Annotated in this window: 20 protein-coding genes and 3 pseudogenes; 13 read left to right on the top strand and 10 right to left on the bottom strand. The window is 69.8% G+C overall.

Translation table 11 applies throughout. The annotated features are described in order from the left end of the window. Nucleotides 1-4: 4 nt before the first annotated feature. Together ACFJIX_RS30390 and ACFJIX_RS30385 are read right to left on the bottom strand one after the other, a co-directional pair. Complete coding sequence (locus ACFJIX_RS30390) at nt 5-745, bottom strand: ABC transporter ATP-binding protein (protein WP_377156658.1); 741 nt, start codon at nt 743-745, stop codon at nt 5-7. Between the two features lie 76 nt (nt 746-821). After that, nucleotides 822-2,090 (bottom strand): efflux RND transporter periplasmic adaptor subunit, encoded by a 1,269-nt coding sequence (locus ACFJIX_RS30385; protein ID WP_377156657.1) that lies wholly within the window; start codon nt 2,088-2,090, stop codon nt 822-824. A 324-nt stretch (nt 2,091-2,414) separates the two neighbouring features. On the opposite strand from ACFJIX_RS30385, the gene ACFJIX_RS30380 reads away from it, so the two are divergent. After that, the gene (locus ACFJIX_RS30380) at nt 2,415-2,975 is read left to right on the top strand and encodes a hypothetical protein (protein ID WP_377156656.1); all 561 of its coding nucleotides are present in this window, start codon (nt 2,415-2,417) and stop codon (nt 2,973-2,975) included. 19 nt (nt 2,976-2,994) lie between these two features. On the opposite strand, the gene ACFJIX_RS30375 is transcribed toward ACFJIX_RS30380, so the two are convergent. Beyond that, nucleotides 2,995-4,824 (bottom strand): glutamine--tRNA ligase/YqeY domain fusion protein, encoded by a 1,830-nt coding sequence (locus ACFJIX_RS30375; protein WP_377156655.1) that lies wholly within the window; start codon nt 4,822-4,824, stop codon nt 2,995-2,997. A gap of 737 nt (nt 4,825-5,561) precedes the next feature. Here ACFJIX_RS30375 and ACFJIX_RS30370 point away from each other — a divergent pair. After that, nucleotides 5,562-5,819 (top strand): hypothetical protein, encoded by a 258-nt coding sequence (locus ACFJIX_RS30370; protein WP_377156653.1) that lies wholly within the window; start codon nt 5,562-5,564, stop codon nt 5,817-5,819. A 63-nt stretch (nt 5,820-5,882) separates the two neighbouring features. On the opposite strand, the gene ACFJIX_RS30365 is transcribed toward ACFJIX_RS30370, so the two are convergent. The 4 genes from ACFJIX_RS30365 to ACFJIX_RS30350 all read right to left on the bottom strand — a co-directional run bounded on the left by ACFJIX_RS30365 (nt 5,883) and on the right by ACFJIX_RS30350 (nt 10,420). Next, nucleotides 5,883-6,740 carry a LytR/AlgR family response regulator transcription factor gene (locus tag ACFJIX_RS30365; protein WP_377156652.1) on the bottom strand — a complete coding sequence of 286 codons (858 nt, stop codon included), beginning with the start codon at nt 6,738-6,740 and terminating at the stop codon, nt 5,883-5,885. A gap of 31 nt (nt 6,741-6,771) precedes the next feature. Continuing rightward, the gene (locus ACFJIX_RS30360) at nt 6,772-7,953 is read right to left on the bottom strand and encodes a sensor histidine kinase (protein WP_377156651.1); all 1,182 of its coding nucleotides are present in this window, start codon (nt 7,951-7,953) and stop codon (nt 6,772-6,774) included. 50 nt (nt 7,954-8,003) lie between these two features. After that, nucleotides 8,004-8,522 carry a DUF6622 family protein gene (locus ACFJIX_RS30355; protein WP_377156650.1) on the bottom strand — a complete coding sequence of 173 codons (519 nt, stop codon included), beginning with the start codon at nt 8,520-8,522 and terminating at the stop codon, nt 8,004-8,006. Nucleotides 8,523-8,794: 272 nt separating this feature from the next. Next, a complete protein-coding gene (locus tag ACFJIX_RS30350) occupies nt 8,795-10,420 on the bottom strand; it encodes a helicase HerA-like C-terminal domain-containing protein (protein WP_377156648.1) in 1,626 nt (541 codons plus the stop codon). Between the two features lie 105 nt (nt 10,421-10,525). Here ACFJIX_RS30350 and ACFJIX_RS30345 point away from each other — a divergent pair, with 105 nt between their 5' ends. From ACFJIX_RS30345 to rng, 10 genes and pseudogenes are all read left to right on the top strand, one after another. After that, nucleotides 10,526-11,251 carry a YebC/PmpR family DNA-binding transcriptional regulator gene (locus ACFJIX_RS30345; RefSeq protein WP_377156647.1) on the top strand — a complete coding sequence of 242 codons (726 nt, stop codon included), beginning with the start codon at nt 10,526-10,528 and terminating at the stop codon, nt 11,249-11,251. Continuing rightward, nucleotides 11,248-12,532 (top strand): annotated as a pseudogene (gene purD / locus ACFJIX_RS30340) (phosphoribosylamine--glycine ligase). Before ACFJIX_RS30345 ends, purD begins: the two are co-directional and overlap by 4 nt. Nucleotides 12,533-12,583: 51 nt before the next feature. Then, nucleotides 12,584-12,940, top strand: a pseudogene (locus ACFJIX_RS30335) (1-acyl-sn-glycerol-3-phosphate acyltransferase); the annotation flags it as partial. A gap of 292 nt (nt 12,941-13,232) precedes the next feature. Further along, nucleotides 13,233-14,168 (top strand): oxygen-dependent coproporphyrinogen oxidase, encoded by a 936-nt coding sequence (gene hemF / locus ACFJIX_RS30330; protein ID WP_377156646.1) that lies wholly within the window; start codon nt 13,233-13,235, stop codon nt 14,166-14,168. A gap of 10 nt (nt 14,169-14,178) precedes the next feature. Continuing rightward, complete coding sequence (locus tag ACFJIX_RS30325; protein ID WP_377156645.1) at nt 14,179-14,484, top strand: adenylyltransferase/cytidyltransferase family protein; 306 nt, start codon at nt 14,179-14,181, stop codon at nt 14,482-14,484. Beyond that, nucleotides 14,481-14,846 (top strand): nicotinate-nicotinamide nucleotide adenylyltransferase, encoded by a 366-nt coding sequence (locus tag ACFJIX_RS30320; protein ID WP_377156643.1) that lies wholly within the window; start codon nt 14,481-14,483, stop codon nt 14,844-14,846. Before ACFJIX_RS30325 ends, ACFJIX_RS30320 begins: the two co-directional genes overlap by 4 nt. Then, a complete protein-coding gene (gene rsfS / locus ACFJIX_RS30315; RefSeq protein ID WP_377156641.1) occupies nt 14,847-15,788 on the top strand; it encodes a ribosome silencing factor in 942 nt (313 codons plus the stop codon). A gap of 4 nt (nt 15,789-15,792) precedes the next feature. Next, on the top strand, nt 15,793-16,263 hold the full coding sequence (rlmH, locus tag ACFJIX_RS30310) for a 23S rRNA (pseudouridine(1915)-N(3))-methyltransferase RlmH (RefSeq protein WP_377156639.1): 471 nt from the start codon (nt 15,793-15,795) through the stop codon (nt 16,261-16,263). Between the two features lie 56 nt (nt 16,264-16,319). Then, the gene (locus tag ACFJIX_RS30305; protein WP_377156638.1) at nt 16,320-16,940 is read left to right on the top strand and encodes a Maf family protein; all 621 of its coding nucleotides are present in this window, start codon (nt 16,320-16,322) and stop codon (nt 16,938-16,940) included. 127 nt (nt 16,941-17,067) lie between these two features. Then, nucleotides 17,068-18,561: a ribonuclease G gene (rng, locus tag ACFJIX_RS30300; protein ID WP_377156636.1), complete on the top strand. Its 1,494-nt coding sequence runs from the start codon at nt 17,068-17,070 to the stop codon at nt 18,559-18,561. Here rng and ACFJIX_RS30295 read toward each other — a convergent pair. The 3 genes from ACFJIX_RS30295 to ACFJIX_RS30285 are packed head-to-tail and all read right to left on the bottom strand — an operon-like array spanning nt 18,540 to nt 19,979. Continuing rightward, nucleotides 18,540-19,142 carry a hypothetical protein gene (locus ACFJIX_RS30295; RefSeq protein WP_377156635.1) on the bottom strand — a complete coding sequence of 201 codons (603 nt, stop codon included), beginning with the start codon at nt 19,140-19,142 and terminating at the stop codon, nt 18,540-18,542. The two genes, rng and ACFJIX_RS30295, sit on opposite strands and share 22 nt — an antisense overlap. After that, nucleotides 19,139-19,783 carry a hypothetical protein gene (locus ACFJIX_RS30290; protein ID WP_377156633.1) on the bottom strand — a complete coding sequence of 215 codons (645 nt, stop codon included), beginning with the start codon at nt 19,781-19,783 and terminating at the stop codon, nt 19,139-19,141. The genes ACFJIX_RS30295 and ACFJIX_RS30290 overlap by 4 nt, the downstream gene beginning before the upstream one ends. Before the next feature lie 7 nt (nt 19,784-19,790). Beyond that, on the bottom strand, nt 19,791-19,979 hold the full coding sequence (locus ACFJIX_RS30285) for a hypothetical protein (RefSeq protein ID WP_377156632.1): 189 nt from the start codon (nt 19,977-19,979) through the stop codon (nt 19,791-19,793). Between the two features lie 320 nt (nt 19,980-20,299). On the opposite strand from ACFJIX_RS30285, the pseudogene tolB reads away from it, so the two are divergent. After that, nucleotides 20,300-21,554 (top strand): annotated as a pseudogene (gene tolB, locus ACFJIX_RS30280) (Tol-Pal system beta propeller repeat protein TolB). Nucleotides 21,555-21,675 lie beyond the last annotated feature (121 nt).

Here is a 21,675-nt window from a genome sequence, read left to right as displayed (position 1 = left end):
AGGCTCAGGCCGAGGTCGGCGTGGTCGGGGTGACGGGCTTGGCGGCGCGCAGCAGCTCGGGGTCCATGTGGAGCTCGGCGGCGATGTCGACGACCTGGCCGTCGATCACATGCACGTTGCGCTGCGCGCGCGCGGCGAGCTGCGGATCGTGCGTGACCATGACGATGGTGGCGCCGTCGCGATGCAGTTCCTCGAGCAGGTCCATCACGCTGCGCGCCATCGCGCTGTCGAGGTTGCCGGTCGGCTCGTCGGCCAGCAGCAGGCGCGGCGAGCCGGCCAGCGCGCGGGCGATGGCCACGCGCTGCTGCTGGCCGCCGGACAGCTCGGCGGGGTAGTGGCGCTCGCGCGCGGACAGCCCCACGCGGGCCAGCGCGTCGCGGGCGCGCTGCTGGCGCTCGGCGGCCTTCATGCCGCGGTAGCGCAGCGGGACCTCGATGTTGTCCAGCACGTTGAGGTCGGGGATCAGGTTGAAGGCCTGGAAGATGAAGCCGATCTTCTCGTTGCGCATGCGCGAGCGCTGCGTGTCGTCCATGCCGCTGACGTCGATACCGTCGAGCTGGTAGCGGCCGCCGGTGAACGCTTCCAGCAGGCCTGCGATGGTCAGGAAGGTCGTCTTGCCCGAGCCCGACGGCCCGGTCACCGCGACGAACTCGCCTTCGCGCACGTCCAGGTTGAACTCGCGCAGGGCGTAGGTCTCGATCATTTCGGTGCGGTAGACCTTGGAGAGCGATTGCATCTTCAGCATGAGGTTCCTCGCGGGCGGTGATGGGTGGAAATCGTTGAAAAGGGGGCGTGGGATCGGGGCGGCGATGCCTCGGGAATCACGGGCTGAGCGTCACGCGCTCGGCGCCCTCGAAGGCCTGGGTGCCGGAGACGATGACCTGCTCGCCGGGCTTGAGGCCTTCCAGGATCTCGACCTTGGACAGGCTCTGCGCGCCCAGGCGGATCGGGCGCTTGACCGCCTGGCCGTCCTGCACGACGTAGACGAAGCGGCCGCCGCCGTCCTCGACGAAGCTGCCGCGTGCGACGGTGAGCACCTTGTCGCGGCGGTCCAGCAGCACGCGCACCGACAGGCGTTGGTTCTGGCGGAGCTGGTCGGGCGTGGCGCCGTCGAAGCGCAGGCGCGCGGCGACCTCGTTGTTGACGACCTCCGGCGACACCGTGCTGACCAGGCCCTTCCACTGCCGGCCGTTGCCGGAGATCTCGCCGGGCATGCCGATGGCGAGGTCGCGGGCGAAGCTCTCGGGCACCTGCATCTGCACTTCCAGCGCGCTCAGGTCGACGACGGACAGCAGGCCCGTGCCGGCGGCGACGTTGGCGCGTTCGGCCACCAGCAGCTGGCCGACCTGGCCGTCGACCGGCGAGTGCAGCTCGAGTTCCGCGACCTGGCGTTCCAGGTCCTTGACCAGCAGTTGCTGACGCTGCAGCGCCTGCTGCTTGGACTGGAGCTCGAACTTCAGGCTGTCGTCCTTCAGACCGAGGCCGGCCTGCGCGTGGGCGGCGGTGATGCGGGCCTTCTCCATCGCGTCGCGGGCCTTCTCGACCTGCATGCCGGCGACGGCGCCGGCCTCGTAGGCCTTGGTCTGGCGGTCGAGGTCGTTGCGGGCCGTCTGCAGGTCGATCGCGGCGTTCTCATACGTGGAGCGCAGGGCGGCGCGCTGCTCGCGGCCGTCGACCTCGGCACGCAGCGCCTCGGTGCGCAGCGCGTCGGCGTTGCTCTGCTCCTGGGCGAGCTTGGCGCGCAGGTCCGGGCTGTCGATGACGCCCAGCAACTGGTCCTTGGCGACCTTGTCGCCGGCCTTGACCTTGAGCACCAGGTTGCCGCCGTGCAGCGCGTAGACGGTGGGGCTCATCGCGGCGACGACCTTGCCTTCGCCGGCCACGTCGCGCACGAGCGGGCCGATCTCGACGGGGGCGACGGACAGGCGCTGCAGGCTGACCGAGTTGCCGCTGCCCATCATCCGCTGCACGGCGGGCGCGGCGGCGACCGCGGCGATCAGCAGCCCCGCGCCGGCCAGCGCCAGCCACAGGCGGCGGCGTCCCTGGGGGCGGGCGAGGGGAACGTCCTGTCCGGAGGTGTCGCGAATCATGAAGGTGTCCGAGGGTGGTCCGTGTGATCGATGCCGCACTTGTTCGCAAGGGGCGTGCCACACGGCGGACCCGTGGATTCCCGTTTGGAATCAACAGGTTGTCGATCGGCACCCGGCGCGCGTCAGTGTCCGCGGACAGTCGGCGGACGCTGGGTGGACAGACCCGGACAGGTCGTGTGTCCGCGCGAACGTCCGCGGCCCGGACAGGGCATCGGCTGACCCGTCGATGGGAGCCGCCCCTCGGGGCGCGGCATGCTCGCGCGATGGCGCATCGCTGGAACGCTCCGGACACTGGCGGCTTGTCCCACTGCATGGAGCATCGCCATGTTCAACAACTTCTTCTTTGGACCGCCCGTCCCATTCGTGCCGCTCATGCCGCTCATGCCGCTCATGCCGCTCATGCCGGTCACGCCGGTCACGCCGGTCACGCCGGTCATGCCCGTCCTGTTCTCCCATGGATGCGGGTTCAACAGGTACGAGCCTGGGTCGACGTACACGCCGACCACCTGGGACTTCGGTCCCTACACGGGCCTGGACTTTCGATCCGGCGCCTGCCAGGATGGCTTCGCCGCGGGCGCTCCCCGTCTGGAGCAGGCGTTGGAAACCTTCGCCTCGGCGCTGAGCCAGCTGGGCGCCTGGGTGCGCGCGCAGCATTCGACGAAGGGCGTCGATGCCGTCGACGTGAATGAGGTGGCCCTGCCGCCGATCCTCGTCAAGGAAACGCCCGACATGTTCCGCCGGTCCAAGGGGGAGCCGGCCCTGAGCCGACCGGCCGAGCATGAGCACGCCGTCGAGAAGGCGGCGGAGCTCGCGTATGTGGCGGCGGGTGGCGTGACGGCGGGCGTGATGGACACGCTCGCCGTCCCTGCCTACCCGGTGGTCTGAGCGGCGCGGCGCGCCGCCTTTACTTCCCGAAGCTGTCCCGCAGCCCGGTGATCTTGTTGAACACCGGCGCGTCGGCCCGATGGTCGACGCGATCGGCGACGAAGTAGCCGTGCCGCTCGAACTGGACCTTGGTGTCCGGGGCGGCGTCCTTCAGCGAGGGCTCCAGGTAGCCGCGCGTCACGCGCTTGGCGTCCGGGTTCAGCAACTCCAGGAAGTTGCGGTCGCCGGCGTCCGGCTGGGCCTCGGTGAACAGGCGGTCGTACAGGCGCAGCTCGGTGGCGATGCCTTCATGCGCGCCGACCCAGGTGATCACGCCCTTGACCTTGACCGCGTCCGCACCGGGCGTGCCGCTCTTCGTGTCCGGCACCAGCTTCGCGAGCACCGCGGTGATGGTGCCGTCGGCATCCTTCTCGCAGCCGGTGCACTCGATGACGTAGCCGTACTTCAGCCGCGCCTTGTTGCCGGGGAACAGGCGGTGGTAGCCCTTGGACGGGACCTCCATGAAGTCCTCGCGCTCGATCCAGAGCTCGGGGCCGAGGCTGAAGGCGCGCGTGCCGAGTTCCGGCACATGCGGATGGGCGGGGGCTGAGCACGGCTCGCGGTGATCGGTCGAGCCGAAGATCTCCGCGTAGTTCTCGAGCTTGAGCTTGACCGGATCCAGCACCGCCATCGCGCGGGCGGCCTTGCCCTCGAGGTCGGCGCGCAGGTAGCCGTCCAGCACCGAGTACTCGATCCAGGCGTTCGTCTTGGACGCGCCGGTGCTCTCCACCATCGCGCGGATCGCTTCGGGCGTGTAGCCGCGCCGGCGCATGCCGACCAGCGTGGGCATGCGCGGATCGTCCCAGCCGTCGACGTGGCCTTCTTCGACCAGCTGGCGCAGCTTGCGCTTGCTGGTGACGACGTAGGTCAGGTTCAGCCGGCCGAATTCATACTGGTGCGGCAGCGGGCGGGCGAGCAGGCCGCCTTCGGCCAGGTGCTCGACCAGCCAGTCGTAGAACGGGCGCTGGTCTTCGAACTCCAGCGTGCAGACGCTGTGCGTGATGCACTCCAGCGCGTCCTCGATCGGATGCGCGTAGGTGTACATCGGGTAGATGCACCACTGGTCGCCGGTGTTGTGGTGCGTCGCGCGGCGGATGCGGTACAGCGCCGGATCGCGCAGGTTGATGTTGGGCGACGCCATGTCGATCTTGGCGCGCAGCACCATCGAGCCGTCGGGGTGCTTGCCGTCGCGCATCTCGCGCAGGCGGGTCAGGTGTTGCTCGGGCGTCCGGTCACGGAAGGGGCTGTTCTTGCCCGGGGTGCCGAAGTCGCCGCGGTTGGCGCGCATGTCCTCGGGGGACTGCTCGTCCACGTAGGCCAGGCCTTGCGACACCAGGTACTCCGCGCCCCGGTACATCAGGTCGAAGTAGTTGCTGGCGTAGAACAGGTGGCTGGTCTCGTGGCCGCCGGCGTCCGCGGCGTCCCAGCGCCAGCCCAGCCAGGCGACCATCTCCTTGATCGCGTCGACGTACTCCTGCTCTTCCTTCTCCGGGTTGGTGTCGTCGAAGCGCAGGTGGCAGATGCCGCCGTAGTCGCGCGCGAGGCCGAAGTTCAGGCAGATCGACTTGGCGTGGCCGATGTGCAGGTAGCCGTTGGGCTCGGGCGGGAAGCGGGTGCGGATCCTGGCCGGGTCCAGCGGACCGGCGGCGTGATGCGCCGCGTCGCCCGGGCTGCCGCCGAAGTGGCGCGCCGGCTGGAAGCCCTGTTCCAGGTCGCGCTCGATGATGGCGCGCAGGAAGTTGCTGGGCTTGACGGCGGCGTCCGTCTTGTCGGGCGCGGGAGCGCCGGCGGTCTTGTCGTGGCTGGACATCGGTGGATGAAGTCTCAAGGAAGGCCGTGGATTCTACGTGGGGGCCGACGCGCTCACTCTCAATGGGCAGATGTTCGATCAGCGGCGTCGCTGCCGGCGTTCGCCTGGGGCGGATGCCGCATCGAAGCCGGTGACACCCTTCGATGAGCGGGCGGCGTATCCGGCGACGGGCGGTGAGGGTCATGGAGGCGGATCAGCATCTCTTTGAGACTGCCAGGTTCTTCATGCGACAACCTGAACACACGCCGATGCGAGCTTCCAGAACTGCGACCCCGACGTCTTCCTTGCGCTTTCAAACACCGGATCCGCCCCAGCGCCGCGTCGTCGACCAGCCGGCTGAGTCCGCGTCCGCCCCAGCGCCTTCCGACGAGCCCGAAGCCGAGGCGTCGGCAGGCACGGAACCGGAGCGCGTCGCTCCAGTCGCCGGCGACGCGCCTGAACAGGCCGATCGCGAGGCTGCGTCAGGGTCCGCCTGCAACGCCGATGGCGCGATCGACAAGGCCGTTCCCGCCCTGGTGGCCGGGCTGGTGGGTGCCGCGTTGACCGCGGGCTCCGCGACAGTCCTGGCCGGGGGATCGGGGCCGACGCCGCCCATGCCAAAGCCGACGCCGGAGCCGAGGCCGGAACGGCTGCCCAGGCCGAAGCCCGATCCCACGCCGGAGCCGAAGCCGGAGTCGGCGCCCGATCCCCACCGGATCGGAAGGCCGACGCCACGTCCGATGCCATCCCGGACATGGATGACAAGTCGCCGGGGCCGGCCGCTGCCCGCCACGCCGGAACTGGCATTGCATTCGCCGCACGCGACGATGGATCGCCTGCTGGGGGCGGACGTCGAGGTGCGTGTCGATGGCATCGACAAGGACGGGAAGGGCCAGACCTATCCCTATCCCGGGGACGACATCTCCACCCGCTTCGACTCGCGGACCCTCGTCACGGCGAACCACGGCACGGACCTGACGATCCACCTGGCGTCCGGAGCGACCTTCGTCCTCTGACCTCAGCGCTCATCGGGCCAGTGACTGGCGCGCACCGGGGACGGGTCAGCGCCGTCCGGCGTCTCACATCGCCCGGAACAGGTGCCCGTACATCCGGCTCACCGCCAGCTTCTCGGGCCGGCGGCGCAGCCGGAGGGTGAGCTTGCCGGTGTCGTCGCGGAGGACGCGCTCGATGGCGTCCACGTGCACGATGTGCCCGCGGTGCACCTGCCAGAAGCGGTTCGCGTCGAGCTGCGGGAGCAGCTCGCGCAGGGAGATCCGCACCAGGTATTCCTGATCGGCGGTGAGCACGCGGACGTACTTGTCCGCGGCCTCCAGGTAGACGACGTCGTCGACCGGCACCAGCACGATGGATTCGCCGACACCGACCTGCAGGTGGCGCAGCGTCGCTGCCACGCTCCCGGCCGCGGCAGGCGCGCCGGACGGCGCGGAGGCCGTCGCCCCGCCCGCCGTCGAGGGCGCCCCGACGCCCAGCAGCCCACGCAGTTGCTCGATGGCCGACTCCAGCGCCGCGGGCGGCTGTTGCCGCTGCGCGAGCGCCGCTTTCAATCGCGAGACCGTCTGCCCCAGCCGCTCGCGCTGCACGGGCTTGAGGACGTAGTCCACCGCCGCGCGATCGAACGCCTGAAGCGCGAACTGGTCGTAGGCGGTCACGAACACCAGCAGCGGAAACGCCGCGCCGCCGGGTCCTTCGTCGTCCCAATCGTCGGCGAGCTGCGCCGCCGCCTCCAGGCCGGTCATGCCGGGCATGCGGATGTCGAAGAAGCAGACCTCCGGCCGGTGTCGCAGCGCCAGCGTCACGGCCTCCTCGCCGTGCGTGGCCATCGCGACGACCTCCAGCTCGGGCCAGAGCGCCTTCAATTCCTGCCGCAGGTGCGCGGCCAGCAGTTCCTCGTCTTCGGCGATCAGGGCGGTGGGCATGGATGTTTTCCTCCAGAAGGGACGGATCGATTCAGCGCGTGACGCAGGGGCTGGGCCTGGACGCCGATTCCGAGGCGGACCCGGATGCAGCCCCGGATGCGGGCGTAGGCGAGGGCAGCGGCATGCGGATCCTCGCCCGCGTGCCGCCGCCCGCCGGGCGGGACAGGTCCAGCCGCGACAGCTCCAGCCGCGCCTGCGGCCCGCAGGCGACGGCCAGCCGGTCGCGCACCTGCACCGTGCCGAAGCCGCCCTCCGGCGACCGCGCCGCCGCGGCGTCGAAGCCCGCGCCGTCGTCCTCGACGTCGAGCAACAACTGACCCTCGACCTCGGCCGCCCGCACCCGCAGCGTGCCGCCGCCGACGTGCGGTTCCAGGCCGTGCTTGATGGCGTTCTCCACCAGCGGCTGCAGCAGCAGCGGCGGCACCGGCACCTCGCGCAGGGCCTCGGGCAGGTCGAACTCGAAGCGCAGCCGCGACCCCATCCGGACCTGCATCAGCGCCAGGTAGTCGGCCAGGCGGGCGAACTCGTCCTTCAACGGATGGCGTTCGGCGCGGGAGGCCGACAGCGTCGCGCGCAGGAAGGCGATCAGGTGGTCCAGCATCGCCTGCGCCCGGTCCGCGTCCATCCCGATCAACACGCGCAGGTTGGCCAGCGTGTTGAACAGCATGTGCGGCTCGAGCTGCGATTCGAGCAGCCGCAGCTGCGTCTCGGCGGCCTGGCGGCGCAGCGTCTCGGCGCGTGCCTCGGCGGCGGCGATGCGATGGCGGGACAGGAAGAACAGCGTCGCGCCGAAGCCGGGGATCAGCGCGATCACCATCACGCTCAGCACGCGACGCAAGGGGCTGGAGAGCAGACTCTTCTCCTGCAGGCCGGTCACCATGTTGCCGACCTCCACGCCCAAGCTGTAGCCCACGCCGGTGCCCAGCAGCAGGCACAGCACCATCAGCGGCCAGCCCGGCCAGTCGAAGGGCTCGGCCGGCGCGCGGCCGAGGCGGTCCAGCAGCCGCCAGCGGATCCAGCCCAGGCCGTAGCGCAGCAGGTTGATGCTGGCGGCGCAGAACAGCGAGATGAAGAAGCAGTAGATCAGCGTCGGGCCGAAGGGCTGGCTGAACACGATGGTCAGCGCCAGGGAGATGACCAGGGTCAGTGTCAGCACGATGAGCACGTGCCGGACGATCCAGCGCACGGGCGGGGAGAGGGGCAGGGTGCTCATGGGGTCGGAGTGTCGGCGATCGCGGCGAGGGTCGGAACTCAGGCCGGCAGTCAGGCAGCGACCGCGTCCGACGTCTGGGGACGGTGGCCCAGGATGTTGATCGCCCGGCCCAGGAAGGCGCCGCTGAACAGGCCGAAGGCGGCGCTGAACCCGATCGCATAGGCGGTGTTGTGGGCGTAGTCGGGGTGCAGCGCCAGGCTCATGCCGGAGGCGAACTTCAGGACGAAGATGCCCAGCATCAGCCCCATCGGCACCCAGCTGCCGGGGACGAGGAAGCGGCGGCTGGTGGCGTCGTAGCGCACGTTGCCGGGCCAGCGCAGGGCGCGCAGCGCCAGCACGCCGACGACGATGCCGCCCAGCCAGGCCAGGCCCGGCAGGCCGTCCAGGCCGAAGCTCTTTTCCACGCCCCAGGCGCCGAACACCAGCCACAGCGCCGGCAGCACGATCAGGCGCTTGGCGCGCACCGCGGTGGCGGTGCTCTGCTTGAGGCCGAAGTACAGGATCACCCCGAGGATCGCCCAGACGAAGCCGGGGATGTGGGACAGGATCTGAAGCGGGGTGGGGTGCATGGCGGGCTCCGGTGGAACAGGCGTTGTCGATGGACGCGACTGTCCCGAAACGGTGCTCCCTTGCCCAGCGTCTGGCGACGAAGCGCCGAAAACCGGCGCGAACGACCTCCGTACGTCGCCACCCGAAGTCCTCGGTCGCAGATCCGGGGAAGTGCGACAGTGGTCGGGGACGATGAGGTGTGGGGTTTCCGCGCTGGCCGCGGGGGCCCCATACCTCGGCGGCCTACGCCCCGCTCGAGGCAGGTGGGCGGTCTACCGCTGGAGCGGGGATCTCAGCGTCGACGCTTGGTCGACCCGCCGCCCAGCAGGCTGCCCAGCACGCCCCGGACGATCTCCCGACCCACCGACGAACCGATGCTGCGCAGCGCCGACTTGGCCGCCGTCTCCGCCAGCCCCTCGTGACGCCCGCCGCGCGGGCCGGTGCTGCCGAACAGCACGTCCTTCAGCCCGCCGAGCAGGCCGCCGCCGTCGTCCTGCGCGGGTGCGGGGGCGGGCGACCCGCCGCGGCCCGTGGTCGGCGCGTGGCGCAAGGCCTGGTCCGCCTCGTCGGCCATCGACCCGGCCCCGGCGCCACCGCGCGGCGAGCCGGCCTGCGACGGCTGCGGCGCCGCGTCGGCGGACGTGGCGGCCCGGCCGGTCAGCTTTTCATACGCCGACTCGCGGTCGACGTGCTTCTCGTAGACGCCGGCGACCAGCGACCCGGCGATCAGTGCCTTGCGCTGCTCCGGCGTGATCGGTCCGATCTGGCTGCCCGGCGGGAGCACGAACACCCGCTCGGTGATGGCGGGCCGGCCCTTCTCGTCGAGCAGGCTGATCAGCGCCTCGCCGACGCCCAGCTCGGTGATCGCCGTCGCGATGTCCAGCCCCGGCTTCGGACGCATCGTGTCCGCCGCCGCCTTGACCGCCTTCTGGTCGCGCGGCGTGAACGCGCGCAGCGCGTGCTGCACCCGGTTGCCCAGCTGGCCCAGCACCGTGTCGGGGATGTCCAGTGGGTTCTGCGTCACGAAGTAGACGCCGACGCCCTTCGAGCGCACCAGCCGGACCACCAGCTCGATGCGCTCCACCAGCGCCGCCGGCGCGTCCTTGAACAGCAGGTGGGCCTCGTCGAAGAAGAACACCAGCTTGGGCTTGTCCAGGTCGCCGACCTCGGGCAGCGCCTCGAACAGCTCCGACAACATCCACAGCAGGAAGGTCGCGTACAGCCGCGGCGCGGCCATCAGCTTGTCGGCCGCCAGGATGTTGATGACCCCGAGTCCATCCGACGTCTGCATGAAGTCGTGGATATCGAGCATCGGCTCGCCGAAGAACTTGTCGCCGCCCTGCGCCTCGATCTGCAGCAGCCCGCGCTGGATCGCGCCCACGCTGGCCGCGGAGACGTTGCCGTACTGGGTCGTGAACTCGCTGGCGTTGTCGCCCACGTGCTGCAGCATCGCGCGCAGGTCCTTCAGGTCCAGCAGCGCCAGGCCGTGGTCGTCGGCGATCTTGAACACCATCTGGAGCACGCCGCCCTGGGTCTCGTTGAGCCCCAGCATCCGCGACAGCAGCAGCGGTCCCATGTCGGAGACCGTCGCGCGCACCGGATGGCCCTGTTCACCGAACACGTCCCACAGCGTCGTCGGGCAGGCGATGGGCGCCGGCGGTTCGAAGCCGCGTTCCTTCAGCACCGCCAGCAGCTTGGCCGACGGCGCGCCGGCCTGCGAGATGCCGGTCAGGTCGCCCTTGACGTCCGCCATGAAGACCGGAACGCCCAGTTGGCTGAACGATTCGGCCAGTTTCTGCAGACTGATCGTCTTGCCGGTGCCGGTCGCGCCGGTGATGAGACCGTGGCGGTTGGCCAGCGCGGGCAACAACTGGCACTCGATGTCGCCGTGGCGGGCCAGCAGGATCGGGTCGGCCATGCGGAAGTCTCCAGAGGCAAAAAAGCTAAAATCGCAGTCTAACGAAGCAACCACCGCGCCGGCCCGGAGAATTTGTTCCAGGCCGCGTCACAGGAGAACGAGGACATGGCAGGGCATTCCAAATGGGCGAACATCCAGCACCGCAAGGGCCGCCAGGACGAGAAGCGCGGCAAGGTCTGGACCCGTCTGACGCGTGAAATCATCGTCTCGGCCCGCGCCGGCGGTGCCGACGTGGCGATGAATCCCCGCCTGCGCCTGGCCATCGAGAAGGCCAAGGCCGCCAACATGCCGGCCGACAACATCAAGCGCAACGTCGACAAGGCCACCGGCAATCTCGACGGCGTGACCTACGAGGAAATCCGCTACGAGGGCTACGGCATCGGCGGCGCCGCGATCATCGTGGACTGCATGACCGACAACCGCGTCCGCACCGTGGCCGAAGTCCGCCACGCGTTCAGCAAGTACGGCGGCAACCTGGGCACCGAAGGCTCGGTGGCCTTCCAGTTCAAGCACTGCGGCCAGCTGGTGTTCGCGCCGGGCACGTCGGAGGACAAGGTCATGGAAGTCGCGCTGGAAGCCGGCGCCGAGGACGTCCTGACCGACGACGACGGCGCCATCGAGGTGCTGACCGCGCCCGCCGACTACGAAGCCGTCAAGAACGCGCTCGAGGCCGCCGGCCTGAAGCCGGAGATCGCCGAAGTCACGATGCGCGCCGAGAACACCATCGAGCTGACCGGCGAAGATGCCGCCCGCATGCAGAAGCTGCTGGATGTGATCGAGGACCTGGACGACGTCCAGGACGTCTACAACAACGCGAGCCTGTCCGAATGAAGGTCCTGGTCCTTGGCAATGGTGGCCGTGAACACGCGCTGGCCTGGCGGCTGGCGCAGGGCGAGCGTGTCACCCAGGTCTTCGTGGCCCCCGGCAACGGCGGCACCGCGCGCGACCCGCTGCTGAAGAACGTCCCGATCACCGACGTGAAGGCGCTGGCCGACTTCGCCATCGAGCAGAAGATCGCGCTGACGGTCGTCGGCCCGGAAGCCTTCCTGGCCGCCGGCGTCGTCGACGAGTTCCGCGCCCGCGGCCTGCGCATCTTCGGCCCGACCAAGGCCGCCGCGCAGCTGGAGAGCTCCAAGGCCTTCGCCAAGGAGTTCATGAAGCGCCACGGCATCCCGACCGCCGCGTACGAGACCTTCAGCGACGCGACCCAGGCGCATGCCTATGTCGACGCGCAGGGTGCCCCGATCGTCATCAAGGCCGACGGCCTGGCGGCGGGCAAGGGCGTGGTCGTCGCGATGACGCTGGCCGAGGCGCATGAGGCGATCGACTGGATCCTCGCGGACAACAAGCTCGGTGTCGTGCACAACGAAGGCGGCGCGCGCGTCGTCATCGAGCAGTTCCTCGAAGGCGAGGAAGCCAGCTTCATCGTGCTGTGCGACGGCCGCAACGTCCTGCCGCTGGCCACCAGCCAGGACCATAAGCGCCTGCTCGACGGCGACCAGGGCCCGAACACCGGCGGCATGGGGGCGTACTCGCCCGCGCCGGTCGTGACGCCCAACGTCCACGCCAAGGCGATGCACGAGATCATCATGCCGACGATCCAGGGCATGGCCCGCGACGGCGCCCCGTTCACCGGCTTCCTGTACGCCGGGCTGATGATCGACGCGCACGGCCAGCCGCGCACCGTCGAGTTCAACACCCGCATGGGCGACCCCGAGACGCAGCCGATCATGATGCGGCTCAAGAGCGACCTGTTCGAGGTGCTGATGCACGCGACCGACGGCACGCTCGACCAGGTCGAGCTGCAGTGGGACCGCCGGCGCCGCGCTGGGCGTCGTGATGGCCGCGAGCGGTTATCCGCTGTCGCCGCGCAAGGGCGACGCGATCTCCGGTCTTCCGGAGGACGGCGAGGAGGCCATGGTCTTCCACGCCGGCACCACGATGCAGGACGACGGCCAGCTGGTGACCAGCGGCGGCCGCGTGCTGTGCGTGACGGCGCTGGGCGAAGCCGTGCGCCACGCGCAGCAGCTGGCCTACCAGACCGCGCAATCGATCCAGTTCGACGGCAAGCAGTACCGCCAGGACATCGGCCATCGCGCCATCAAGCGCTGACCTGACGTGGCCCCTTCCGCTCCCCGCCGATGGACCGGCGCGCTGACGCCGATGCCCGGCGGCAGCGCGCTGGCGCGCGCCGTGCTGGGCGCCTTCGGCTGGCGCATCGTCTGCGACGGCCTGCCGGCGAAGCAGGGGGTCGTGATGGTCTATCCGCACACGTCGAACTGGGACTTCCCGGTCGGCGTGCTGACGAAGTGGAGCCTGGGCTTCCAGCTGAAGTTCTGGGCCAAGGACAGCCTGTTCAAGCCGGCGGTCGTCGGCCGCTGGATGCGCGCGATCGGCGGCGTGCCGGTGAACCGGCGCTCGGCCAACGGCATGGTCGCCGACACGGTCCAGCAGATGCTCGAGGCCAAGGCGCGCGACGACTCCTTCTGGCTGATCGTGGCGCCCGAGGGCACGCGCGGCTATGTCGATCACTGGAAGTCCGGCGCGTACCACGTCGCCGTCCAGGCCGGCGTGCCGGTCGGGCTGGCCTCGTTCGACTTCGCGACGAAGCGCGTGCTGTTCACCGACTTCGTCGAGGTCAGCGGCGATCCGGCGCAGGACTTCGCGCTGTTCGCCGAGGTGCTGGGCGGCCGCCAGGGCAAGCACCCCGGGAACGCCGGAGCGATCCGGTTGAAGACTGACCCCCGACCGGCGTCCCCCCCGGCCGCCCACCCGCATTCCACCCCGAAGCCGCCAAGGACGGAGATCCCCGATGAATACGCAATTGGTGCGCGATTACCTGCTCGGTCTGCAGCAGCGGATCGTCACGACGCTGGAGCGTCTGGACGGTCAGGACTTCATCACCGACGCCTGGCAGCGCGAGCCCGGCGGCCGCCTCGAAGGCGACGGCCTGGTGCGCCTGATCGAGAACGGCGCCGTGTTCGAACGCGGCGGCGTCAACTTCTCGCATGTGCGCGGCCGCGTGCTGCCGCCGTCGGCGACGGCGCATCGGCCCGAGCTCGCCGGCGCGCCGTTCGAGGCGATGGGCGTGTCGCTGGTGCTGCACCCCCACAACCCGTTCGTGCCGACGGTCCACATGAACGTGCGCATGTTCGCGGCGCTGCCGCCCGACCGCGAACCGGTCATCTGGTTCGGCGGCGGCATGGACCTGACGCCGTACTACGGTTTCGAGCGCGACGCGCAGCACTTCCATCGCACCTGCCGCGCGGCGCTGGAGCCGCACGGCGACGCGCTTTATCCGCGCTTCAAGCAGTGGTGCGACGAGTACTTCCACCTGAAGCATCGCAACGAGCCGCGCGGCGTCGGCGGCATCTTCTTCGACGATTTCGCCGAGGGCGGCGTCGAAAAGGCGTTCGGCATGGTCCAATCCGTCGGCGACGCGTTCCTGCCCGCCTACGAGCCGATCGTCGATCGTCGGCACGGCCTGGCCTACGGCGAACGCGAGCGCGACTTCCAGGAATACCGGCGCGGACGTTACGTCGAGTTCAACCTGGTCTTCGACCGCGGCACGCTGTTCGGGCTGCAGTCGGGCGGGCGCACCGAGTCCATCCTGATGTCGATGCCGCCGGTGGCGCGCTGGCGCTACGACTGGCAGCCGGAGGCAGGCTCGCCCGAGGCGAAGCTCTACAGCGACTTCCTCCGCCCCCGCGACTGGGCGGACGAAGTGCCGACGCACCTGTGGTTCTGAAGGGACGCGAGTGAGCGACAGCGCTGCCGAGGGGCCCTCGAACGGCTTGAACCACCCGGACCGCCCGGACCGGGCACGGCAGGTCGGATGGTTCGGCGGGTCCTTCGATCCGGTGCACCGCGCGCACCTGGCGCTGGCGCATGCGGCGCTCGACCAGTTGGCGCTGGACGAGGTCCGCTGGATCGTCGCCGGGCGGCCGTGGCAGAAGTCGGGCCGCCAGATGGCGGACGCCGCGGACCGCGCCGAGATGGTGCGGTTGACGATCGCGGGGGGTGGGCGGGGGATCCCCGCTTCGTCCTCGACGATCGCGAGATGACACGCGCCGGGCCGAGCTACACGCTCGACTCGGTGCGCGAGTATCAGCAGGAGCGCCCCGACGACGCGCTCTGGCTGATCCTCGGGCAGGACCAGTTGGCCGGCTTCCCAAGCTGGAACGGCTGGGAGGAACTGGTCGAGCGCATGGGGCTGGCAGTCGCGGCCCGCGCGCAGGACAAGGTACAGGCGCCGGCGGCGCTGCTGGAACGGCCGCATCGGCTGGTCCGGCTGACGATGCCGGCGCTGGAATGGTCATCCACCGAGGCCCGCCGACTGGCGGCCGAGGGCGCTGACGTAGGGCCCGTGGTGGGCGACGAGGTGGCGGGTTATATTGCCCGGCACCGTCTCTACAGTGAGAACTGAATGGACATCAAGAAACTGGAACGTGCCATCGTCGATGGTCTTGAGGATGTGAAGGGCCAGGACATCCTGGTCTTCGACACCGAGCGCCTGTCGCCGCTGTTCGAGCGCGTGATCATCGCCTCGGGCACGAGCAACCGGCAGACCAAGGCGCTGGCCTCCAGCGTGCGCGAGACGGTCAAGAAGCGCGGCATGCAGGTCATGCGCACCGAGGGCGAGGACAACGGCGAATGGATCATCGTCGACTGCGGCGCCGCCGTGGTCCACCTGATGCAGCCGGCGATCCGCCAGTACTACCACCTGGAAGAGATCTGGGGCGGCAAGCCGGTGAAGCTCAAGCTGGGCAACAGCGGCACGAAGCTGGTGAAGGCGTCCGAGCCGATGGACGACGAGGACGACGCGCCGAAGGCGAAGAAGTCCTCCGCCAAGAAGGCCGACAAGGCTGACAAGGGCGCGGACAAGAAGGCCGACAAGAAGGCCCAGAAGGCTGAGAAGGCCGACAAGAAGTCCACCAAGCTCAAGTCCGTCGACGGCGAGGCGATCGGCGCCGCGTCCAAGAAGGCCCCGACGCGCGCGACCGGCACGAAGTCCGCCGCCGCGAAGTCGGCGACGAAGGCCGCGCCGACGAAGTCCGCCGCGACCAAGTCCGCCAAGCCGGCTGGCAAGCCTGCCGCCAAGAAGACGAGCATCAAGACCACCGCGGCCGCGGCCAAGCCTGCCGCCAAGACCGCCCGCAAGCCCGCCGCCACCAAGGCGCCGGTCGAGACGGTGAAGGTGGGCAGCAAGAAGCCGGCGACGAAGAAGGTCTCGCCCAAGGTCGCCGCCGCCAAGCCGGCGGCCGCGGCGAGAAAGCCGGCGGCGAAACCGGCGGCCAAGTCGGTGTCCAAGCCCGCCGCCAAGAAGACGACGGTGAAGACCGGCACGAAGTCCAAGGCCAAGGCCTGACCCCGTGCGCCTGGTGTTGTGCGCGGTCGGCCAGAAGATGCCGGCCTGGGCCGATGAGGCCTATGAGGATTTCGCCAAGCGCTTCCCGCCCGAGATGCGGCTGGAGCTCAAGGCGGTGAAGGCGGAACCGCGCACCACCGGCAAGTCGACCGAGCAGCTGATGGCGGCCGAGGCCCAGCGCCTCGACGCCGCCTGCCCCAAGGGCGCCAGGCGCGTGGTGCTCGACGAGCACGGCGAGCGCGTCACCTCGAAGCAGCTCGCGCAGCGGCTCGAGACCTGGCGCGGCGACGGGCGCGACGTCGCGATCTTCATCGGCGGCCCGGACGGACTCGACGGCAGCATCAAGTCGCGCGCCGACGAGAAGCTGCGCTTGTCCGACCTGACGCTGCCGCACGCCTTCGTCCGCGTGCTGCTGGCCGAGGGCCTCTACCGGGCCTGGTCCGTCATGGAAGGTCATCCGTATCACCGGGAGTGAGCCCTCGTGCGCTCCACGTCGCTGTTCCACCGCCTCCATCGTTCCAGCGCTTCGACATGACCGCCGTCTCTTCCACCGACTTCGTTTACCTCGCTTCGCAGAGCCCGCGCCGCCGGCAACTGCTGGAACAGATCGGCATCCGCCATGAACTGCTGCTGCCCGGCGCCGAGGAAGATGCCGAAGCGCTCGAGGCCGTGATCGACGGCGAGTCGCCGGACGCCTACGTGCGCCGCGTCACCGCGGCCAAGCTCGATGCTGCGCTGCAACGCCGCGAACGCCGCGGCTTGCCGCCGGCGCCGGTGCTGTGTTCGGACACGACGGTGGCGATCGGCGATCGCATCCTCGGCAAGCCCGACGACGCCGCGCATGCGTCGGCCATGCTGGCCAGCCTGTCCGGGCGCGAACACCGCGTGCTGACGGCCGTCGCCATCGGCACGCCGGACGGCCGCGTGCTGAGCGCGGTCAACGTGTCGCTGGTGCGTTTCGCCGAGGTCGGCGACGAGCGCCTGCGCGCCTATGTGGCTTCCGGCGAACCCATGGGCAAGGCCGGCGCCTATGCGATACAAAGTCAGGCCGCCGCCTGGATCGAACACATCGCCGGCAGTTATTCGGGCATCATGGGCCTGCCGTTGTTCGAAACGGCTCAGCTGTTGCGGGAGGCCGGTGTCGTTGTCTGAGACCGGAGCGCGGCGCGGAGCCTGACGAAGCATCAAGAGCGGACCCTGGACCGACAAAGCTTTCCGTAAGGCGACTCGAGCGTTGCCGCCAGCCCCGAGGCTGACGAGAGCGCTGGAGTACAAGAACATGGAAGACATCCTGATCAACTGGACCCCGCAGGAGACGCGGGTGGCTGTGGTCGAGAACGGGGCCGTGCAGGAACTGCACATCGAACGGACGCTGGAACGCGGCCTCGTCGGCAACGTCTATCTCGGCAAGGTCGCGCGGGTGCTGCCGGGCATGCAGTCCGCGTTCATCGACATCGGGCTGGAACGGGCGGCCTTCCTGCATGTCGCGGACCTGCACCTGAACGGCGTGAATCCCCGCGGCCATCATGGCGCGCACGGGGACGGCGCCCAGGCCGTGCCGATCGAGCGCCAGGTCTACGAGGGCCAGGCCTTGACCGTGCAGGTCATCAAGGACCCGATCGGCACCAAGGGCGCGCGGCTGTCGACGCAGATCTCGATCGCCGGCCGGCTGCTCGTGCACCTGCCGCAGGACAACCACATCGGCATCTCTCAGAAGATCGGTTCGCCCGAGGCGCGCGACGCGCTGCGGGCGCGCATGCAGACGCTGGTCTCGGCCGGCGTGCAGGACGGCAACACGGGCGGCTTCATCCTGCGGACCAACGCCGAGGAGGCCAGCGACGAGGAGCTCGGCGCGGACATCGGTTACCTGCGCAAGACCTGGAACTCGATCCGCGAGAAGTCCTTGAGCCTGCCGCCCGGCAGCCTGCTGTTCCAGGACCTGAGCCTGGTCGAGCGCGTGCTACGCGACCTGGCCAGCGACCGGACCAATTCGATCCGGATCGACGCCAAGCTCCAGTACGACGTGGTGCGCCAGTTCGGCGAGACCTACATGCCGACGGCGACCGCCAAGCTGGAGCTGTATCGCGGCGAGCGCCCGATCTTCGACCTCAACAACATCGATGCGGAGATCGCCCGCGCGCTGGCGCGGCGCGTGGACCTGAAGTCAGGCGGTTACCTGATCATCGACCAGACCGAGGCGATGACGACGATCGACGTCAACACCGGCGGCTTCGTCGGCGCGCGCAATTTCGACGACACGATCTTCAAGACCAACCTCGAGGCGGCGGGCGCCATCGCGCGCCAGCTGCGGCTGCGCAACCTGGGCGGGATCATCATCGTCGACTTCATCGACATGACCCGCGAGGAGCACAAGACCGCGGTGCTGCAGGAGTTCCGCAAGCAGCTCAGCCGTGATCGCACCAAGGTCACGATCGGCGGCTTCACGCAGCTGGGGCTGGTCGAGCTGACGCGCAAGCGCACGCGCGAGTCGCTGGCCCGGATGCTCTGCGAGCCGTGCCCGACCTGCGAGGCCCGCGGCCAGGTCAAGACCGCCCGCAGCGTCTGCTACGAGATCCTGCGGGAGATCCTGCGCGAGTCGCGGCAGTTCAATCCGAAGGAGTTCCGCGTGGTGGCGGCGGCCAACGTCGTCGAGATGCTGCTCGACGAGGAGAACCAGCATCTGGCCGGGCTGTCGGACTTCATCGGCAAGCCGATCTCGCTGACCGCCGAGCCGACGAACCAGACCGAGCACTACGACATCGTGCTGATGTAGGCCCGGGAGGGCCGGCCGAAGATCGCGGCGGCGCAGGTCGACGCCAGCGGCCAGGGCACCGTCGTCAAGCCTTCCTCGAAGCCGTGGAGCGCGAGCGCCGTGGCCTGGTACGCGGGCATCGCGGGCGCATGGTCATGGATCACGCCGGCTGTCGCGGTGGCCGCGGCCACCGCCGCATCGCGCACGCTCATCGGCGACTGCTCCAGATACGCCAGCACCGGCAGGGTGAGGCGCTCGTGCACTTCGACGAACGCCAGCCGGGACAGTGCCGCGCTCTTGCAGTGATGATCGACCTCGTCGAGGTGGAGCGCATGGCCGAGCTGCTGCAAGGTCGCCAGCAGGACCTCCCGCAGCCGGGCACCGTGAAGCTCGGCCTCTTCCGACGGCAGTCGCATGCCCGGCGCGAGCGTGGCGATGTCCACGCGGAAGCTGCGGAACATCAGCAGACCCGCCAGCCGTGCGGCGCCGAGGATCTGCGTCTGCGCATGGGCGAGGCCGTCCTCGATCACCAGCCGGGCGCGGACCAGCCGGTGGAAGTGTGCGGTCGCCGCCACGACGTGCTTGAAGGAAATGCCGGTCATCGCGAGGACTCCTTGGGGATCCGTTCCCACAGTTCCGTGCCGCTCTGCGCCAGCGCGAGGCGCACGCGGGCATCGGACACGACCTGCCCCCAGACCGTGCGCAACCGGGCCGCGAGTGCACCGGGCAGTCGCGGCGGTGCGAGCAACGCGTTCCAGGCCGGCACGTCGCGCATGTCGAGGTCGTCGAAATCCGCACGATCCGGCGGATCGGCCAGTGCCGCACCGGCCGCGAACCGGGGATCGGCGATCGACGCGGGGAGGGCGCTGGCCACGCCGGCCAGGGACGGCGGCGTCGACAGCGGCGTCAGCCATCGACCGAACATGCGCGGCGGGAACACGGTGACGAACGGGAGCTGGCCGACGCGCGCGATCGGGGTGGAGTCCTCCGCCGAAGCGGCCGGGGGCTGGAACGGGTCGTCGGCCAGGCGCGCGGGGCGCTCCAGCAAGGTGCTGCAGGTCAGCAGCAGCATCCGTCCGTCGGGTGGCGCGCTCGCCACCTGGCGCGACGCGACGTAGCCCTGGCGGTCCGGGAGATTGCGTACCAGCACCTGCTCCCCTGAACGCTCGCGCCAGACCAGCGCCATCGTGCGCGCGACATGGTCCGGTCCGCTGCCGGCACTGAACGGGATCACCAGCGTCAACGACCCTTCACGGGTGTCCGTGGCGGGGGGGCAGCGTCTGGGCCAGTACGGCCCGGTAGAGCCCGATGCACACCAGGCACACGATGGCGATCAGCCACGCCTGGACCGTGCCGCCCATGCGCGGCAGAAGCAGGCGGCCGACGAACGACCACCAGGACCAGGCGGGCGGGCGATGGACGGAGGGCGGCAGGGACATGACTTCCTTTCGGTGGTCGCGGCGGGGCGCGCGGGCGAAAGAAGTGATTCTGGGAAAGGGCGGATCCGACGCCATGACTGCAATTGATGGAATGCGCCGTTGAAATCAACTGGTTCGAGTAGTCGGCCAACTTGTCCATGCAGGGTGGCGCGCCGCTTGCCGACGGCCTTGCCCTTTGTAACCTCGCCGATCCGAAACACCCGTTCAGGCCTCGGGCACAATCAGGCCTCCATTCGTTCCGCAAGCCGATGAGCACCAAGACGATTGCCACCCCTTCCGCTCTTCTTCCTCCCGGCATCGGCGCGCTGACGCGCCGTGGACTGCTCGGCGGCATGGCCGCAGGGCTGGCGATGCCGGCGCTCGCGCAGTTCCGGGTCGAGATCGCCGGTGTCGGCGCCACCCGGCTGCCGATCGCGATCAGCGACTTCAACAACGAATCGGCCACTGGCCAGCCGCTGGCGGCGATCATCCGCGCCGACCTCGAGCGCAGCGGCCAGTTCAGCATCGTGCCCGGCCAGGCCGGCATGAGCGAGACCTCCCAACCCCAGTTCGTCGACTGGCGCGCGCGCGCCGCCGACGCGCTGGCGGCCGGTTCCGCGACGCGCCTGGCCGACGGCCGCTTCGACGTGCGCTACCGCCTGTGGGACGTCGTCAAGGGCACGGACCTGGGCAGCGAGAGCGTCCCCGTCGTCGCCGGCGACCTGCGCCTGGCGGCGCACAAGATCGCCGACACGATCTACCAGAAGCTCACCGGCGAGCGCGGCGTCTTCGCCACGCGGCTGGTCTACGTGAACAAGGCCGGCCCGCGCTACTCGCTGCGCGTCGCCGACGCGGACGGCGAGGGCGAGCAGACCGTGCTCAACAGCCCCGAGGCGATCATCTCGCCGGCCTGGTCGCCGGACGGCAACGAGGTCGCCTACGTCAGCTTCGAATCGCGCAAGGCGGTGGTCTGGATCCAGGACCTGCGCACCGGCAAGCGCCGCAAGGTCGCGGACTTCCGCGGCACCAACAGCGCGCCGTCGTATTCGCCGAACGGCCAGCAGCTGGTGGTCACGCTCTCGCGCGAAGGCGGCTCGCAGCTGTACCTGATCAACAAGGACGGCTCGGGCGCGAAGCGCCTGACGCAGACCTCCGCCATCGACACCGAGGCGACCTTCTCGCCCGACGGCGCGCAGATCTACTTCGTCAGCGACCGCGGCGGCGCGCCGCAGATCTACCGCATGCCGGCCGGCGGCGGCAACGCGGAACGGGTACACCTTCAGCGGCAACTACAACATCAGCCCGTCCATCAGCCCCGACGGCCGCACGATGGCCTATGTCACGCGCGTGGGCGGCGGCACCTTCAAGCTGTGCGTGATGGACCTCGGCGGCGGCCAGGTCCAGCAGATCACCGACACGAGCGACGACGAGAGCCCCAGCTTCGCCCCGAACGGCAAGCTGATCGTCTACGCGACACGCGCCGGCGGCCGCGACGTCCTGATGACGACGACGCTCGACGGCAAGGTCAAGGCGAAGCTGGCCACGCCGGGCGTCTCGGACATCCGGGAACCCGCGTGGGGCCCCTTCGGCAACTGAGGACCTCCGGTGCCGAGCGCTCGCACGTCCGGGAAATCGAAGCATTTCGCAACGCCGGGCACATGGATTGCCTACGTTGGCGTCGCGCTTCGCCCATCCCGTGCGAAGCGTGATCGCGACG

Source organism: Roseateles sp. UC29_93, assembly GCF_042695725.1.
Taxonomy (GTDB): domain Bacteria; phylum Pseudomonadota; class Gammaproteobacteria; order Burkholderiales; family Burkholderiaceae_C; genus Roseateles; species Roseateles noduli_A.
The sequence above is the reverse complement of the archived record's forward strand: the minus strand, read 5'-3'. Positions and strand labels throughout refer to the sequence as shown.